The sequence below is a fragment of the Streptomyces sp. NPDC046759 genome (assembly GCF_040645475.1).
Taxonomy (GTDB): Bacteria; Actinomycetota; Actinomycetes; order Streptomycetales; family Streptomycetaceae; genus Streptomyces.
Genome location: NZ_JBEYYJ010000028.1, coordinates 83,892 through 100,106, shown reverse-complemented (window position 1 = coordinate 100,106; position 16,215 = coordinate 83,892). Strand labels below are relative to the sequence as shown.

The window sequence follows — 16,215 nt, the reverse complement described above, 5'->3', positions numbered from 1 at the left end:
GCCGGAAGAGGCGGTCGTAACCTTGCCGGGGTGTGGAGCTTCGACTCAGCTCGAAGTCGCGGCGGCGTTGCCCGAGCCACCGAGGGCCGGCACAAAATTCTTCGAACTCTCGCGTTGCACCTTCACGGGTGGTGGACACGTAGGGGCGGAAGCAGCGAGAGGAAGCCATGGCCATCGACAGCGAGGACGAGTTCACCGATGTCTGCCGCGCTCATTACGAGGACGCGCTGCGTTTCGTCCGCCGGCGTGCTCACCCCATGAACGTGGACGACATCGTCGGTGAGACGTTCCTCGCCGCGTGGCGTCGTCGCAGCGAACACATGCCAAAAGCCCCGGACCGAGATCGGTCCGGGGCGCCCCCCCTTCCCCTCAGGAAGGGGGGCTCGAGGGCCGAGCCGTCACGCGCGCCGGCAGAGGACTCGGAGCACCGGCCGCAGCCGACACCGCAGCCACCACTTCTTCACTCGTCCCCGCCCGCGCCTCGACCACCCGATCGAGTGCCGCGCTCACCTCAGTGCGCGTGACCGCTCGAAGCGGGCGTCTGACCTGCGTTCTTGACCGTCAGCGGCAGCAACTTCTTGCCGGTCGGGCCGATTTGGATGGCCGTATCCATCTGCGGGCAGACGCCGCAGTCGAAGCACGGCGTCCAGCGGCAGTCCTCGACCTCCGTCTCGTCGAGGGCGTCCTGCCAGTCCTCCCAGAGCCAGTCCTTGTCCAGGCCGGAGTCGAGGTGGTCCCAGGGGAGGACCTCCTCGTAGGTGCGCTCGCGGGTGGTGTACCAGTCGACGTCCACGCCGTAGGGGGCGAGGGCCTTGTCGGCGCAGGCCATCCAGCGGTCGTAGGAGAAGTGCTCGCGCCAGCCGTCGAAGCGGCCGCCGTCGTCGTAGACCGCGCGGATCACGGCGCCGACGCGGCGGTCGCCGCGGGACAGGAGGCCCTCGACGATGCCCGGCTTGCCGTCGTGGTAGCGGAAGCCGATCGAGCGGCCGTACTTCTTGTCGCCGCGGATCTTGTCGCGGAGCTTCTCCAGGCGGGCGTCCGTCTCCTCGGCGGAGAGCTGGGGCGCCCACTGGAAGGGGGTGTGGGGCTTGGGGACGAAGCCGCCGATCGAGACCGTGCAACGGATGTCGTTCGAGCCGGAGACCTCGCGGCCCTTCTGGATCACATGCGTCGCCATGTCGGCGATCTGGAGGACGTCGTCGTCCGTTTCCGTCGGCAGGCCGCACATGAAGTACAGCTTCACCTGGCGCCAGCCGTTGCCGTAGGCCGTGGCGACCGTACGGATCAGGTCGTCCTCCGAGACCATCTTGTTGATGACCTTGCGGATGCGCTCCGAGCCGCCCTCGGGGGCGAAGGTCAGGCCGGAGCGGCGGCCGTTGCGGGTCAGTTCGTTCGCCAGGTCGATGTTGAAGGCGTCCACGCGCGTGGAGGGCAGCGACAGGCCGATCTTGTCGTCCTCGTAGCGGTCCGCCAGGCCCTTGGCGATGTCGCCGATCTCCGAGTGGTCCGCGGAGGACAGGGAGAGCAGGCCCACCTCCTCGAAGCCGGTGGCCTTGAGACCGCGGTCCACCATCTCGCCGATGCCGGTGATCGAGCGCTCGCGCACCGGGCGGGTGATCATGCCGGCCTGGCAGAAGCGGCAGCCGCGCGTGCAGCCGCGGAAGATCTCCACCGACATGCGCTCGTGGACCGTCTCGGCCAGGGGGACAAGGGGCTGCTTGGGGTACGGCCACTCGTCGAGGTCCATCACGGTGTGCTTGGACACGCGCCACGGGACGCCCGACTTGTTGGGGACGACTCGGGCGATGCGGCCGTCCGGGAGGTACTCGACGTCGTAGAACGCCGGTACGTACACCCCGCCGGTCTTCGCCAGGCGGAAGAGGACCTCCTCGCGGCCGCCGGGGCGGCCCTCGGCCTTCCACGCGCGGATGATCCGGGTCATGTCGAGCACGGCCTGCTCGCCGTCGCCGATGATCGCCGCGTCGATGAAGTCGGCGACCGGCTCCGGGTTGAACGCGGCGTGGCCGCCGGCCAGGACGATCGGGTCGTCGTCCGTGCGGTTCCGGGACTCCAGGGGGATGCCGGCGAGGTCCAGGGCGGTGAGCATGTTGGTGTAGCCCAGCTCCGTGGAGAAGCTGAGGCCGAACACGTCGAACGCCTTCACCGGGCGGTGGCTGTCGACCGTGAACTGCGGGACGCCGTGCTCGCGCATCAGCGCCTCCAGGTCCGGCCACACGCTGTACGTGCGCTCGGCGAGGACGCCCTCCTGCTCGTTGAGGACCTCGTAGAGGATCTGGACGCCCTGGTTGGGCAGGCCGACCTCGTACGCGTCCGGGTACATCAGCGCCCAGCGGACATGACACTCGTCCCACGGCTTGACCGTGGAATTGAGCTCTCCGCCGACGTACTGGATGGGCTTCTGCACGTGCGGGAGCAGTGCTTCGAGCTGCGGGAACACCGACTCGGCGGCTTCGGCAGGCATCTCGCGAACCTTCGTGAGCTGACAGGGGTGACCATCAAGCGTAACCCGCCCGGCGGTCTCCTCCGTACGCTCAGCCGGCCGCCCGGGAGCCGACCTTCTTCCACAGTCCGGGCAGCTCCGCCTCCGCGCGTGCCGCCCGGGCCTCCTCGCGCCCGTACAGCACCCCGTACGTGAAGGTACTCTCCCCCGCCGCGTGGGCCACGGCGGACAGCTCGCGCAGGGTGAGGCGGGTCATGACGCTGTCCTGGTGCTCGCCGAGGAGGGTGGTCAGCGCCTTCATGGCCCTGGTCAGGGCGCGGGCCGGTTTTCCCAGGGCCGGGGTGGCCGCCTCTGCGGCGTACCGGGTGCGCTTCGCCTTCTTGCGGGCCTCGTGCACGGCGACGTCCCGCTCCTGCCCGGGCGGGGCGCCGAGCGCGTGCTCGACCAGGGCGGACAGGGTCGCCAGGTCCTTGTCCACGGCCTTGGCGAGCACCTTCCCGGGTCGCTTCCCGGCGGCCTTGCGCAGCGGTGGGTCGGCGAGGAGCGTGTCCAGGGTGTCCAGCAGGGTCAGATAGCGGCGGGAGTCGAGGACACCGGTCAGATGGGCGTGGGCGCCGCCTCGCCGGGCGTCGGCCCAGGCCGCGAGGCGTGCGGGGACCGGGCCGGCGACCAGGTCGGGCGGGAGGGCGTCGAGGGCGGCCGTCAGGCGTTCGGCCATCACCTCCTGGTCGCGGTCCGTGCCCAGCTCGCCGGCGAGCCACTTCAGCTCGGCGCCGACGGGGTCGGTGACGGTGCGGTCGAGGACGGAGCGGAAGGTGCGCAGGGTGCTGCGGGCGCGGCGGGTGGCGACCCGCATGCGGTGCACGGAGTCGGGCACGTCCCGGCGGACTGCGGGGTCGAGCTCGACCAGTGCGTCCCGCTGGGCACGGAGGTAGGCGAGGACGTGGTCGCCGGCCGTCACCGGCGGCGAGGGTTCGTCCTTCCTGCGGCGGTGTCCTGCGGTCTGCTCCAGGGCGCGGGCCAGTTTGGACGGTGACGTCGAGGGCCGCACGCCCGCCTTGCGCAGCCGCTTGTCCACCCGGTCGAGGAAGGCGGGGTCGGTGCCGTCGGCCAGTTCCACCTCGATCTCGGTCCACTGGGCGGCGCCGCCCTTTCCGGTGAGCCGTTCCGCGGTGACGGAGTCGACGCTTGCCTCGGCGAGCAGGGTGCCGTCGGCGTCGACGAGGTGGCGGACGTCGCGGGCGGAGCGAAGGCGGATGAGGGGGATCAGCTCGGCGTCGCGGACGCGGGAGCGGACCAGGGCCGCGATCTCCTCGGGGACGGTGTCCGAGAGGGGGGCCCGGATCTCGTCGCGTACGTTCGGGGCGACCGGGACCTTCAGATGCCAGCCGGCGTCCGAGCCTCCGGTGCGGCGGCGCAGGGTGAGGGCGGCGGCGGCCAGGCGTTGGTCGGCGGTGTCGTAGTAGGTGGCGTCCAGTTCCACCAGGCCCTTGTCCAGGACGGCCACCACTGTGCCGACGCCGGTCAGGTCGGGCAGGCCGCTGTCGTCGGACTCGTACTTGCGCTCGATCTCGCGCTTCGCATCCGCCATGAACCGAATCTAGTGGCCCGCGGGGTGACACGGCAGGGGCCGCCCGGGGTGAATGGCCGGAAAATTCCCGTCGCCCACCCGGCGAACGGCCAGTCCGGGGCAGCGGGTGAACGCGGCCCCGGACCCCGGCGGATCTGCCCCGGCCTAGGCCGACATCGGTCTCTGCACCTTGATCGACTGCAGGAGGCCGACGGCGATCCACACCGCGAACATCGATGAGCCGCCGTACGAGACGAAGGGCAGGGGCAGACCGGTGACCGGCATGATGCCGAGGGTCATGCCGATGTTCTCGAAGGACTGGAAGGCGAACCAGGCGACGACCCCGGCGGCCACGATCGTCCCGTACAGCTCGGTGGAGTCGCGGGCGATGCGGCAGGCGCGCCACAGCACCACACCGAGCAGGAAGATGATCAGGCCTGCGCCGAGGAAGCCCAGCTCCTCACCCGCGACGGTGAAGACGAAGTCCGTCTGCTGCTCGGGCACGAACTGGCCGGTGGTCTGCGAGCCGTGGAAGAGGCCGGCCCCGGTCAGCCCGCCGGAGCCGATGGCGATGCGGGCCTGGTTGGTGTTGTAGCCGACGCCCGCCGGGTCCAGGCTGGGGTTGGCGAAGGCGGCGAAGCGGTTGATCTGGTACTGGTCCAGGATGTGCAGCTGCCAGATGGCGACACAGCCGATCACCCCGGCGGTGAGCAGGCCGAAGATCCAGCGGTTGGAGGCGCCGGAGGCGAGCAGCACGCCCAGGATGATGGCCACCATGGCGAGCACCGAGCCGAGGTCCGGCATGAGCAGCAGGATCATGCAGGGTACGGCCGCCAGGCCCAGGGACTGCGCCACGGTCCGGTGGTCCGGGTAGGTCTTGTCGCCCGCGTCCACCCGGGCCGCGAGCATCATCGCCATGCCCAGGATGATGGACACCTTGAGGAACTCGGCGGGCTGGAGCGAGAAGCCGCCGATGACGAGCCAGTTGCGCTGTCCGTTGATGGTGGCGCCGAGCGGGGTGAGGACCACCAGGGCGAGCAGGACCGACAGCCCGTAGAGGATCGGCACGGCGTTGCGCAGGGCGCGGTGGCCCAGCCAGAGGGTGCCGATCATCAGGGCGAACCCGATGCCGAGGTTCATCAGGTGCCGTTCCAGGAAGAAGTACGGGTCGCCCTGGTTGATCTCGGTGCGGTTGCGGGTCGCGGAGAACACCAGCAGGGAGCCCAGCAGGGACAGCGCGACGGCGGCGAAGAGTATCGGCCAGTCGAGCCTGCGGGCCAGCGAGTCGCGGGCGAAGATCCGGGTCCAGCCGGCCCGCTCGGGGCCGTATCCGGAGACGGAGAAGCTGCTGCCGGTCATGAGGGCATCCTCCGGCTTCCCCTCTTGCGAGGCCGCCTGCGGGTGTTGCGGTTGCCCGTGGCGGGTGGGGCGGTGGTGGCGGGCTGCTGGTCGCTGCCGTTGCTGGGGTTGTTCTGCTGGGAGGCCTCGGCGTCCTTCCCCGGGTCGCCGGTGATCTGGGGGGCCTCGATCGTGCCGTCGTGGCGGACCTTCGGCAGGCCCTTCTGCGGCTCGGGCAGCAGCGCCCTCTTGTTGTCGATGGAGCCGTTGCCCTGGACGCCGTAGAGCGCGCTGTAGATGTTGCGCACGGCCTCACCGGAGGCGCCGGAACCCGTACCCGCCTGGGCGATCGTCATGATCACCGTGTAGTCCTTGGAGTAGGTGGCCAGCCAGGAGGTGGTCTGCTTGCCGTAGACCTCGGCCGTACCGGTCTTGCCGTGCAGCGGGATCTTGTCCTGCGGCCAGCCGTTGAACTTCCACGCGGCCGTACCGCGGGTGATGACGCCCGCGAAGGCGTCGTCCATGCCCTTGAGGGTGGCCTGGCTGACCGGGAGCTTGGCGCGGACCCTCGGCTTGATCGGGGTGACGGTCTTGCCGTCGCCGCTGATGATCGCCTTGCCGATGGTCGGGACGTACTCGGTGCCGCCGTTGGCGACGGCGCCGTAGATCATCGCCTCCTGGAGCGGCGTGACGAGGGTGTCGCCCTGGCCGATGGAGTAGTTGATCTCGTCACCCTCGCGCATCTTGTTGCCTTCGAGGCAGTTCTCGTAATAGATCCTCTCGACGTAGGAGCCGTCCTTCTTGCCGGACTTGCACCAGGCGTCCTTGTTGGCCTTCCAGTAGTCCAGCTTCCACTGGCGGTCGGGGACGCGGCCGGTGACCTCGTTGGGCAGGTCGATACCGGTCACCTTGCCGAGGCCGAACTGGTGGGCGGTCTTGAAGAAGTAGTCCTTCGGCTGGCCCTTCTTGGGGTTGATGCCGCCGTCCTTCTTCCACTCCCTGTCGGCGAGGCCGTAGAACACCGTGTCGCAGGAGACCTCCAGGGCGCGGCCCAGGGAGATGTCGCCGAAGTTCTCGCCCTCGAAGTTCTTGAAGACCTGCCCGCCGACCGAGTAGGAGCTGGTGCAGGGGTAGCCGCCGTCCCAGGCGTAGCCGGCGTTGACCGCGGCGGCCGTGGAGACCACCTTGAACGTCGAACCGGGAGCCGCCTGACCCTGGATGGCCCTGTTGAGCAGCGGGTAGTCGGAGTCCTTGCCGGTGAGGGCCTTGTAGTCCTTGGCGGAGATGCCGCCCACCCATGCGTTCGGGTCGTACGTCGGCGCGGAGGCCATCGCGACGATCCGGCCCGTCTTGGCCTCCATCACCACGACGGCGCCGGAGTCCGCCTTGTAGTTCTCGTGGGTGATGTTGTCGTACTGCTCGCGGGCCGCCTTCATCGCCTTGTCCAGCTCGTACTCGGCGACGCGCTGGACGCGGGAGTCGATGCTGGTGACCAGGTTCGAGCCGGGCTCGGCGGCGTCCGACTTGGCCTTGCCGATGACCCGGCCGAGGTTGTCCACCTCGTAGCGGGTGACGCCGGCCTTGCCGCGCAGCTCCTTGTCGTACTCCCGCTCCAGGCCGGAGCGGCCGACCATGTCGGAGCGCAGATAGGGCGACTCGGTGTCCTTGGCCTTCTGGATCTCGGCGTCGGTGACGGGCGAGAGATAGCCGAGCACCTGCGCGGTGTTGGAGTTGCCCGGGCCCGGGTAGCGGCGCACGGCCTCGGGGTCGGCGGTGATGCCGGGGAAGTCCTCGGAGCGCTCACGGATCTGCAGGGCCTGCTTGGCCGTGGCCTTGTCGGTGATCGGGATCGGCTGGTACGGCGAGCCGTTCCAGCACGGCTTGGGGGTCTTGGCGTCGCACAGCCGGACCTTCTGCATGACCTCCTCGGGCTTCATGCCGAGGACGCCGGCCAGCTTGGTGAGGACGGCCCTGCCGTCGTCCCTCTGCTTGAGCAGGTCGGTGCGGGAGGCGGAGACGACCAGCCGGGTCTCGTTGTCGGCGAGGGGCACGCCGCGGGCGTCCAGGATGTCGCCGCGCACGGCTGGGTCCACGACCTGCTGGACGTGGTTGCCGGAGGCCTCCTTCTGGTACTGGGCGCCCTCGCGGATCTGGAGGTACCACAACCGGCCGCCGAGCGTGCCGAGGAGGGAGAGGACGAGGATCTGGATCACGACGAGCCGGATCTGGACCCGTGGGGTCCGACCGGTCTCGGGGATGTTGGTCACTGCGGCTGCCTCCCCCTCTCAGTGCACGGATGTCTGTGTGCGCGGCGCGTGTGTGCGAACCTGCCGCGCGCCTACGCATGATGAACGACCAGCCTGTGAACGCGCGTTCCGCGCACATTGCCCCGTTCGAGTGAACTCTCCGGGAACCACGAGTGCTTGACCGGACCTCACAGCCGCTTGACCCCCTTGATCCGGCCGACCCGCGTGGTACGGGTGCGGGCCTTGGCCTTCAGGGCGCCGAGGCCGCCACGCTGGCCGCCGACGCGCAGCCCGGTACCGGAGGAGAGCCAGCCGGCGGAGATGTCGCCGGCCTTGGCGGCGGGACCGGACTCGGTCAGCGGGTCGTTGTCCGCGCGGCGGGCCAGCCACATGATCCCGGGCACCACGAACGGGGCGAGCAGCAGGTCGTACAGGGCCGCCGAGAAGAGCAGCCCGGGCAGGCCGACATGGCGGGCGGCGGTGTCCCCGACCAGGGCGCCGACGCCCGCGTACAGCAGCGTGGAGCCGATGGCGGCGGCGACCACGACGGCCATCGGGCCGGTCGCCGACTTCAGGCGGCCGCTCTCCGGCCTGGCGAGCCCGGCGAAGTAGCCGATGACGCACAGCACGAGGGCGTAGCGGCCGGCCGCGTGGTCCGCGGGCGGCGCGAGGTCGGCGAGCAGGCCGGCGCCGAAGCCGACGAGGGCGCCACCGACATGGCCGTACACCATGGCGAGGCCGAGGACGGTGAGCAGCAGCAGGTCCGGGACGGCACCCGGCAGGTGCAGGCGGGCGAGGACGCTCACCTGGATCACCAGGGCCACGACGACCAGCGCGCTGGAGAGCAGGATCCGGTTGAGGCGCATGGAAGAGTCAGCTCCTACTGCTGCTGGCCGGTCATGTCGGACGCGTTCGCCGAGGGAGTCACCGTCACGGTCACCGTCGGCGTGGGAACCGGCTTGGGCTTGGCCGGCAGGACCTCGTCACGCGGGTCCTTCTTCGGGGCCTGGACGACCACGCCGACGATGTCGAGCTTGGAGAACCCGACGTACGGGGTGACGTAGATCGTGCGGGTGAGGCCGCCGTTGGAGGGCTCGACGCGGGAGACCACGCCGACGGGCACGCCCGGCACGAACGGCTTGTCGGCCTGCGAGCCGAAGGTGACCAGCCGGTCGCCCTTCTTCACCTCGGCCTTGGCGTTGAGCAGTTCCACGCGCAGCGGGCGGTCGCCCTGCCCGGAGGCGAAGCCGAGTTCGTCGCTGCCCTCCATGCGGGTGCCGACGGTGAAGTCGGGGTCGTTGGCGAGCAGCACGGTGGAGGTGTCGGGACCGACCGTGGTGACCCGGCCGACCAGCCCGTCGCCGTTGAGGACGGTCATGTCGCGCCTGATGCCGTCGTTCGCGCCGGCGTCGATGGTGATGGTCCAGGAGAAGCCCTGCGCCGCCCCTATGGCGATGACCTGGGCGCCCTTGATGCCGTACTGGCCCTCACCGGCGATCTTGAGCATCTTGTCGAGCTGGTTCAGCCGGCTGCGGTTGCGGTCGTCGCTGCCGAGCTTCGCCTTGAGGGCCGCGTTCTCCTTCTCCAGCCGGGCGAGCCGGTCGTGCCGGCCGCCGGAGTCCCGGATCGCGGAGACGGCGTTGCCGACCGGGTCGACCGCCGAGGACACCCCGTTCTCGACCGGGCCGAACACCGCGGCCGCGGCCTGCCGGGCACCGTCCACCGGGGAGTTCCGGCCCCCGCGGATGTCCACCGTGATCAGCGCGAACGCGATGGCGACCAACAGGACCAGGAGCAGCCGGCTCTCTTTCGTGTCCCTCACGTGCGGCGGCCGTGCCCTTCCTCGATAGGAATTCGGGAGCCCCTGCGCGGGCGCGATGTTCGACGCGTTACGCGAAACGCAAACCCGAGGGGCCGTTTGGGGAGCTTATGCCTCTAATCAACGATCCGCCGCACGAGAGGAGAACGTCTCGTACGGCGGAATCGAAGAGTTACCTCATCTGCGCGGCTGGGCGTCCAGGACCTGCTGCAGCGCCTCGAACTCCTCGACGCACTTGCCGGAACCGAGCGCGACGCTGTCCAGCGGGTCCTCGGCGATGTGGATCGGCATGCCGGTCTCCCGGCGCAGCCGCTCGTCGAGGCCGCGCAGCAGGGCTCCGCCGCCGGTCAGAACGATTCCTCGGTCCATGATGTCGCCGGACAGCTCCGGCGGGCACTTGTCGAGGGTCGTCTTGACCGCGTCGACGATCGCGTTGACCGGCTCCTCGATCGCCTTGCGGACCTCGGCGGCCGAGATGACCACGGTCTTCGGCAGACCGGACACCAGGTCCCGGCCGCGGACTTCGGTGTGCTCGTCGGTGTCGAGGTCGTACGCCGAACCGATCGTGATCTTGATCTGCTCGGCCGTGCGCTCACCCAGCAGGAGACTGTATTCCTTCTTGATGTACTGGATGATCGCGTTGTCCAGTTCGTCGCCCGCGACCCGGATGGACTGGGCGGTGACGATGCCGCCGAGCGAGATGACCGCGACCTCCGTGGTACCGCCGCCGATGTCCACCACCATGTTGCCCGTGGCCTCGTGGACCGGCAGTCCCGAGCCGATGGCGGCGGCCATGGGCTCCTCGATGATGTGCACCTGGCGGGCACCCGCCTGGGAGGACGCCTCGATCACGGCGCGGCGCTCGACGCCCGTGATGCCCGAGGGCACACAGACGACGACCCGCGGCCTGGCGAGATACCGCCGCTTGTGGATCTTCAGGATGAAGTAGCGGAGCATTCGCTCGGTGATCTCGAAGTCGGCGATCACGCCGTCCTTCAGCGGGCGGACGGCGACGATGTTGCCCGGCGTCCGGCCGATCATCTTCTTCGCTTCGGCACCGACCGCGAGAATCCCACCGGTGTTGGTGTTGATCGCGACGACGGACGGCTCGTTGAGTACGATCCCGCGACCCCTGACGTACACCAGCGTGTTGGCGGTCCCGAGGTCGACAGCCATGTCACGGCCGATGAACGACATTGAGTTCCCCATCCGGATTCATCTGGCCTTCCTGAGCTTTTGAGGGCATATCAGGTCGGCGAGGCGGGTGCTGTGACGTGAAGGCTTCCATCGTAAACGCGCCTGCACGAACACTGCGCGAGGGTCCCCGCCATTGTCACCAGATGGCGGCCCGCCCCGCTTGTGGAGACGGTCCATCGGGGGCACCCGTTCCCCCGATCGGCGAGGCATATGCCAAGGGACGGCCGGAAATGTTCCGCCGTCCCTGGTCAGGCGCCATGGAACAGCGCTGACGCCCTCTCAGAAAAATTACCGAAAACTCTAACCCGACGCGGCTCAGACCCGGCCCGGGAAGAAGATCTTCACCTCGCGCTCGGCGGACTCCTCGGAGTCGGAGGCATGGATCAGGTTCTCCCGGACGATCACACCGAAGTCGCCGCGGATCGAGCCCGGGGCGGCGGCGATCGGGTCGGTCGGGCCGGCGAGCGCGCGCACGCCCTCGATGACCCGCTCGCCCTCGGCGATCAGCGCGACGACCGGGCCGGAGGACATGAACTCCACCAGCGGCTCGTAGAACGGCTTGCCGACGTGCTCGGCGTAGTGCTGCTCCAGCGTGGCGCGGTCCAGGGTGCGCAGCTCCAGCGCGGTGATCTGCCAGCCGGCCTTGCGCTCGATACGGCTGATGATCTCGCCGGTCAGGCCGCGACGGACGGCGTCGGGCTTGAGCAGGACGAGGGTGCGCTGGCTCACGGGAGAACTCCTTCTGAGGGACGTCTGCGGTGGTGGGACGAGGTTACAGGGCGTGTCGGTGCGCCCGTTACGCAGCGTCAGCCGTGGAGGAACCGGACTCCGCCCGGGCGGCGAACCGGGCCTTCGCCTCGTCCACCTTCCTGCCGAAGTGCACCGACGCCCACCACAGCGCCGCGAACACCGCGCCCATGAAGTACATGGTCGGGACGAAGACGCCGGAGGCGACCAGCGCGATCTGCAGGGCCCAGCCCAGGGCCACCCCGCCGGGCCGGGTCACCATGCCGCACAGCAGCACGCACAGCACCATGGCGATGCCGCTGACCAGCCACACCGTGGAGACGGACAGGCTCGGATCCTTCATGGCGACCAGGCCGGCGAACCCGATGACGAAGAACTCGCCGATCAGGGTCGATGCACAGAGCGTACGCATCTTCTACTCTCAGCCCTTCCCCAGCAGCAGCCGGGCCTCGCCGACGGTGATGACGGAACCGGTGACCAGCACACCGCCGCCCGCGAACTCGCCCTCCTCCTCGGCCAGCGTGATCGCGGCCTCCAGGGCGTCCGGCAGCCGCGGCTCGACCTGCACCCGCTCCTCGCCGAACACCTCGACGGCGATCGCGGCCAGCTCGTCCGCGTCCATGGCGCGGTGGCTGGAGTTCTGCGTGACGACGACCTCCGCGAAGATCGGCTCGAAGGCCTCCAGCAGGCCCCGCACGTTCTTGTCGCCGCTCGCGCCGACCACGCCGATCAGCCGGCTGAAATCGAACGCCTCCTGCACCGCCTCCGCGGTCACCCGTGCGCCCGCCGGGTTGTGCGCCGCGTCCAGCACGACGGCCGGGGAGCGCCGTACGACCTCCAGGCGGCCCGGCGAGGACACGGCCGCGAAGGCCTTGCGGACGGTGTCGATGTTCAGTGGCTCCGCGCGCTGCGCGCCGACCCCGAAGAACGCCTCGACGGCGGCCAGGGCGACGGCCGCGTTGTGCGCCTGGTGGGCCCCGTACAGCGGGAGGTAGACCTCGGGGTACTCGCCGCCCAGGCCGCGCAGCGTGAGCAGCTGTCCGCCGACGGCGACCTGCCGGGCGACGACCCCGAACTCCAGCCCCTCGCGGGCCACGGTGGCGTCCACCTCGACGGCCTTCTTCAGCAGCACCTGCGCCGCGTCCACCGGCTGCTGCGCCATGATCACGGTCGCGTCCTGCTTGATGATCCCGCTCTTTTCGCCGGCGATCTCCGCGGGCGTCTCACCGAGGCGGTCGGTGTGGTCCAGGTCGATGGGCGTGACGACCGCGACGTCGCCGTCGATCACGTTCGTGGCGTCCCAGCTGCCGCCCATGCCCACCTCGACGACGGCCACGTCGACGGGGGCGTCGGCGAAGGCGGCGTACGCCATGCCGGTGAGGACCTCGAAGAAGGAGAGGCGGTACTCCTGCGAGGAGTCGACCATCTCCACGTACGGCTTGATGTCGTGGTACGTCTCGATGAACCGCTCGGCGGAGATCGCAGCGCCGTCCAGGCTGATCCGCTCGGTGATCGACTGCACGTGGGGGCTGGTGTAGCGGCCGGTGCGCAGCTCGAAGGATCCGAGCAGGGCCTCGATCATGCGGGCCGTTGAGGTCTTGCCGTTGGTGCCCGTGATGTGGATCGAGGGGTACGTCCGCTGGGGCTCGCCGAGGACGTCCATCAGCGCCGAGATCCTGCTGACCGAGGGCTCCAGCTTGGTCTCGCCCCAGCGGGTGGCCAGCTCCGCCTCGACCTCGCGCAGGGCTTCGTCGACCTCCGGGTCCTCCGGCCGCGCAGGTACGTCGGCCTGCGGCTGCCCGCCCTGGGTGCGCAGGGTGCGGCTGCCGGCCTCGATCACGGCGAGGTCGGGGTCGCGGGTGGTTTCGGCCTCGATGATCTCGTCGAAGCCGTCGAGGGGGTCGGGGGTGTCGCTGGTGCCGGGGTGGTCGCTCACGGTGCCAGTCTACGGAGCGACAGTGACAAAGGGCCGGTTCGGGGTGGGTGCTCGACACTGCCGGGTGCGGATCCGTCGTGGTTGCTCGCGCCCGCGCGGCGGAGCCGCACATCGGTACTGCCCCGCGCCGCTGGGTCGGCGAAGGCCCCGGCGCCTCACCTGCACCGGGGCCTTCGGTCACGCCGCACGACTCACGCGCGCGGCGTGTGGCCTGCTTACGCCTGCGGCAGCCTCGCCAGCTGGGCCGTGATGCGGGCGATGTCCTCCTCGGCCTTGGCAAGGCGCGTGCGGATCTTGTCCACCACGTTGTCCGGGGCCTTCGCGAGGAAGGCCTCGTTGCCGAGCTTGGCCGTGGCCTGGGCCTTCTCCTTCTCGGCGGCGGCGAGGTCCTTGGCCAGGCGCTTGCGCTCGGCGGCCACGTCGATCGTGCCGGAGAGGTCCAGCGCGACCTCGGCACCGGCGACCGGCAGGGTGGCCGTGGCCGCGAAGGAGTCGCCCTCCGGCTGCAGGCGCAGCAGCTGGCGGATGGCGGCCTCGTGCGGGGCGAGGGCCGTACCGTCCAGGGTGAGGCGGGCCGGGACCCGCTGGCCGGGCTGCAGGCCCTGGTCGGCGCGGAAGCGGCGGACCTCGGTGATGACCGACTGGAGCGTCTCGATCTCCCGCTCGGCGTCGGCGTCGCGGAAGCCGCTGTCCGTGGGCCACTCGGCGATGACCACCGACTCGCCGCCGGTCAGGGTCGTCCACAGGGTCTCCGTGACGAACGGGACGACCGGGTGCAGCAGCTTGAGGGTGACGTCCAGGACCTCGCCCAGGACCCGCTTGCTGACCTCGGCCGGCTCGCCGCCCGCCTGGAAGACGGTCTTGGACAGCTCGACGTACCAGTCGAAGACCTCGTCCCACGCGAAGTGGAAGAGGGTGTCGGACAGCTTGGCGAACTGGAAGTCGTCGTAGAGCGCGTCGACTTCGGCGACCACCGAGTTCAGGCGGGAGAGGATCCAGCGGTCCGTCGACGACATCCGGGACGCGTCCGGCAGCGGTCCGTCCACGGTCGCGCCGTTCATCAGCGCGAAACGGGTGGCGTTCCAGATCTTGTTGGCGAAGTTGCGGGAGCCCTGGACCCAGTCCTCGCCGATCGGGACGTCGACGCCCGGGTTGGCGCCGCGGGCCAGGGTGAAGCGCAGGGCGTCGGAGCCGTACTTGTCCATCCAGTCCAGCGGGTTGACCGCGTTGCCGAAGGACTTCGACATCTTCTTGCCGAACTGGTCACGGACCATGCCGTGCAGGGCGATGGTGTGGAACGGCGGGGTGCCGTCCATCGCGTACAGGCCGAACATCATCATCCGGGCGACCCAGAAGAAGAGGATGTCGTAGCCGGTGACCAGGACGGAGTTCGGGTAGAACTTCGCGAGCGACTCGGTCTGTTCGGGCCAGCCGAGGGTCGAGAACGGCCACAGGCCGGAGGAGAACCAGGTGTCGAGGACGTCGGTGTCCTGGTGCCAGCCCTCGCCGGTGGGGGCCTCCTCGTCGGGGCCGACACAGACGACCTCGCCGTTCGGGCCGTACCAGACCGGAATCCGGTGGCCCCACCACAGCTGGCGCGAGATGCACCAGTCGTGGAGGTTGTCGACCCAGTCGAAGTACCGCTTCTCCATCTCCTGCGGGTGGATCTTGACGCGGCCGTCGCGGACGGCGTCACCGGCGGCCTTCGCCAGCGGGCCCACCTTGACCCACCACTGCATCGACAGGCGCGGCTCGATGGTGGTCTTGCAGCGCGAGCAGTGGCCGACGGAGTGGACGTACGGCCGCTTCTCGGCGACGATCCGGCCCTCGGCGCGCAGCGCGGCGACGATCGCCGAGCGGGCCTCCAGGCGGTCCATGCCCTGGAAGGGGCCGTGGACGGTGATGACGGCGTGCTCGTCCATGACGGTGATGGCCGGCAGGTCGTGACGCTGGCCGATCTCGAAGTCGTTCGGGTCGTGGGCCGGGGTGACCTTGACGGCGCCGGTGCCGAACTCGGGGTCGACGTGGGTGTCCGCGACGACGGGGATGGAGCGGTCGGTCAGCGGGAGCCTGATGAGCTTGCCGACGAGGTGCTTGTAGCGCTCGTCGTCCGGGTGGACGGCGACGGCGGTGTCGCCGAGCATCGTCTCGGCGCGGGTGGTGGCGACGACGATGGTCTCGTCGCCCTCGCCGTACTTCATCGAGACGAGTTCGCCGTCGTCGTCCTGGTACTCGACCTCGATGTCCGAGATGGCCGTCAGACAGCGCGGGCACCAGTTGATGATGCGCTCGGCGCGGTAGATCAGCTCGTCGTCGTACAGGCGCTTGAAGATGGTCTGGACGGCCTGGGAGAGGCCCTCGTCCATGGTGAACCGCTCACGGGACCAGGCGACACCGTCGCCCAGGCGGCGCATCTGCCCGCTGATCTGCCCGCCGGACTCGGCCTTCCACTGCCAGACGCGCTCGACGAACGCCTCACGGCCGAGGTCGTGCCGGGACTTGCCTTCCTTGCCCAACTCGCGCTCGACGACGTTCTGCGTGGCGATGCCGGCGTGGTCCATGCCCGGCTGCCACAGCGTCTCGTACCCCTGCATGCGCTTGCGGCGGGTCAGGGCGTCGATGAGCGTGTGCTCGAAGGCGTGCCCGAGGTGCAGACTGCCGGTGACGTTCGGCGGCGGGATGACGATGGTGTACGGCGGCTTGTCGCTCTTCTCGTCCGCCTCGAAGTAACCGCGCTCTACCCAGCGCTCGTACAGCGGCCCCTCTACGTCGGCCGGCGCGTACTGGGTCGGCAGTTCGGGGTCGGGCGCGGGTGGCTGCTGCTGAGCGTTTTCGGTCACGGGGGTCAGTTTAGAGGTGTCACGGGGCAGTCCCGAAACACGTTTGTTCTGTAACGGTGCG

The 16,215-nt window shown here is 69.8% G+C and carries 11 protein-coding genes; all 11 read right to left on the bottom strand.

From position 1 onward, the window contains the following. Window positions 1-511: 511 nt before the first annotated feature. The 11 genes from ABZ919_RS31630 to ABZ919_RS31580 all read right to left on the bottom strand — a co-directional run bounded on the left by ABZ919_RS31630 (window position 512) and on the right by ABZ919_RS31580 (window position 16,154). On the bottom strand, window positions 512-2,482 hold the full coding sequence (locus ABZ919_RS31630) for a TIGR03960 family B12-binding radical SAM protein (RefSeq protein ID WP_361254327.1): 1,971 nt from the start codon (window positions 2,480-2,482) through the stop codon (window positions 512-514). 70 nt (window positions 2,483-2,552) lie between these two features. After that, window positions 2,553-4,052, bottom strand: coding sequence for a CYTH and CHAD domain-containing protein (locus ABZ919_RS31625; protein ID WP_361254324.1), 1,500 nt, complete (start codon window positions 4,050-4,052; stop codon window positions 2,553-2,555). A 144-nt stretch (window positions 4,053-4,196) separates the two neighbouring features. Next, the gene (rodA, locus tag ABZ919_RS31620) at window positions 4,197-5,390 is read right to left on the bottom strand and encodes a rod shape-determining protein RodA (protein WP_361254321.1); all 1,194 of its coding nucleotides are present in this window, start codon (window positions 5,388-5,390) and stop codon (window positions 4,197-4,199) included. Beyond that, complete coding sequence (gene mrdA, locus ABZ919_RS31615; protein ID WP_361254318.1) at window positions 5,387-7,636, bottom strand: penicillin-binding protein 2; 2,250 nt, start codon at window positions 7,634-7,636, stop codon at window positions 5,387-5,389. The genes rodA and mrdA overlap by 4 nt, the downstream gene beginning before the upstream one ends. Window positions 7,637-7,803: 167 nt before the next feature. Continuing rightward, on the bottom strand, window positions 7,804-8,481 hold the full coding sequence (gene mreD / locus ABZ919_RS31610; protein ID WP_361254315.1) for a rod shape-determining protein MreD: 678 nt from the start codon (window positions 8,479-8,481) through the stop codon (window positions 7,804-7,806). A 14-nt stretch (window positions 8,482-8,495) separates the two neighbouring features. Beyond that, window positions 8,496-9,437: a rod shape-determining protein MreC gene (mreC, locus tag ABZ919_RS31605; protein ID WP_361254313.1), complete on the bottom strand. Its 942-nt coding sequence runs from the start codon at window positions 9,435-9,437 to the stop codon at window positions 8,496-8,498. Between the two features lie 174 nt (window positions 9,438-9,611). Beyond that, window positions 9,612-10,631, bottom strand: a complete 1,020-nt coding sequence (locus ABZ919_RS31600) for a rod shape-determining protein (protein WP_014672705.1) — start codon at window positions 10,629-10,631, stop codon at window positions 9,612-9,614. A gap of 315 nt (window positions 10,632-10,946) precedes the next feature. Then, on the bottom strand, window positions 10,947-11,360 hold the full coding sequence (gene ndk / locus ABZ919_RS31595; RefSeq protein WP_361254310.1) for a nucleoside-diphosphate kinase: 414 nt from the start codon (window positions 11,358-11,360) through the stop codon (window positions 10,947-10,949). Between the two features lie 67 nt (window positions 11,361-11,427). Beyond that, window positions 11,428-11,790 carry a DUF4233 domain-containing protein gene (locus ABZ919_RS31590; protein WP_361254307.1) on the bottom strand — a complete coding sequence of 121 codons (363 nt, stop codon included), beginning with the start codon at window positions 11,788-11,790 and terminating at the stop codon, window positions 11,428-11,430. Between the two features lie 9 nt (window positions 11,791-11,799). Beyond that, window positions 11,800-13,314, bottom strand: a complete 1,515-nt coding sequence (locus tag ABZ919_RS31585; protein ID WP_361254304.1) for a folylpolyglutamate synthase/dihydrofolate synthase family protein — start codon at window positions 13,312-13,314, stop codon at window positions 11,800-11,802. Between the two features lie 215 nt (window positions 13,315-13,529). After that, entirely contained in the window at window positions 13,530-16,154 is a 2,625-nt protein-coding gene (locus tag ABZ919_RS31580; protein WP_361254301.1) for a valine--tRNA ligase, read from the bottom strand. Window positions 16,155-16,215: the final 61 nt, after the last annotated feature.